The 1,350-nt window shown below is 54.1% G+C and carries 1 protein-coding gene; it reads left to right on the top strand.

Annotated features, from left to right (window positions below):
* Nucleotides 1-86: 86 nt before the first annotated feature.
* Nucleotides 87-1,350 (top strand): IS3 family transposase gene (locus DI396_RS16340; protein ID WP_110797481.1). Its coding sequence is split into 2 segments (ribosomal slippage), with 1,265 coding nucleotides annotated over them: nucleotides 87-414 and nucleotides 414-1,350; the frame shifts between segments, so codons are not numbered across the junction. This gene is flagged as partial in the annotation.

Below are 1,350 nucleotides of genomic sequence, written 5' to 3'. Positions count from 1 at the left end.
TGTCTGACGTCAGCGCCTATGGGTCCAAATAGGGCGATTTGCTAAGAGAGGGTTTGTTGCTCATCGTAGCCACCAAGGAGTGGACGATGAGAAAGACAACGAAAAGCCCTGGCGAGAAGATCGTCAAAGACATTAAGCGCGCTACGCGCAAACACTATTCATCGGAAGAGAAGATCAGGATCGTTCTGGATGGGCTGCGTGGAGACGACAGCATTGCCGAGCTCTGTCGCCGTGAGGGGATCTCGCAGGGCATCTATTACAAGTGGTCGAAGGACTTCATGGAAGCTGGCAAAAAGCGGCTCGCTGGTGATACGGCCCGCGCCGCCAACACTGATGAGGTCAAGGAACTTCGCCGTGAGGCGAAGGATCTCAAGGAGGTGGTTGCGGAGCAGACGCTTGAACTGCGCCTTCTCAAAAAAAGCATGCTCGGGGATGGGGACGACCGCGAATGAGGTATGCTGCATCTGAAAAGCTGGAGATCATTAAGCTGGTCGAAGAAAGCCATCTGTCTGCTCGCCAGACACTGGCCAAGCTGGGCATTCCCCGCACCACATTCTATCGCTGGTACGACCGCTATCTGCAGCGCGGCGAGGCTGGCTTGCGGGATAGATCCCCCAAGCCAAAACACGTCTGGAACCGCGTGCCCGACGAGGTGAAGCGCAAGGTTGTCGACTTTGCTTTGAAAGAGACAGAACTGTCTCCCCGTGAGCTGGCGGTAACGTTCACGGATCAGGAACGTTACTTTGTGTCAGAATCTACAGTGTACCGCACGCTTAAAGCGCATGACTTGATCACCAGCCCGGCGTTCATTGTCCTGAAGGCGGCCGATGAGTTCCGGCATAAGACGACTGGGATCAACCAGCTGTGGCAAACAGACTTCACCTACATCAAAGTACTAGGCTGGGGCTGGTTCTATCTCAGTACGGTTCTCGATGATTACAGTCGCTACATTGTCTCATGGAAGCTCTGCACAAATATGCGAGCCGAGGATGTGACCGATACGCTGGAATTGGCGTTGCAGGCATCAGGTTGTGATCAGGTTCACGTCGTTCACAAGCCTCGTCTGCTTAGCGATAACGGATCCAGTTATGTGTCCGGAGACTTGGCCGAATGGTTACAGGATAAAGGTATGAAGCACTCTCGCGGCGCGCCATATCATCCGCAAACGCAGGGCAAGATCGAGCGCTGGCATCAGACTTTGAAAAACCGCATCTTGCTGGAAAACTACTTCTTGCCGGGTGACCTTGAGGCCCAGATCGAAGCCTTTGTCACCCACTACAACAATCAGCGCTATCACGAGAGCATCAACAACGTCACACCCGCAGACGTCTACTTCGGACGAGACAAGGC

Source organism: Litorivita pollutaquae (genome assembly GCF_003205515.1).
Lineage (GTDB): Bacteria > Pseudomonadota > Alphaproteobacteria > Rhodobacterales > Rhodobacteraceae > Litorivita > Litorivita pollutaquae.
Note: the sequence above shows the minus strand (reverse complement) of the source record. Positions and strands in the feature narration are given on the sequence as shown.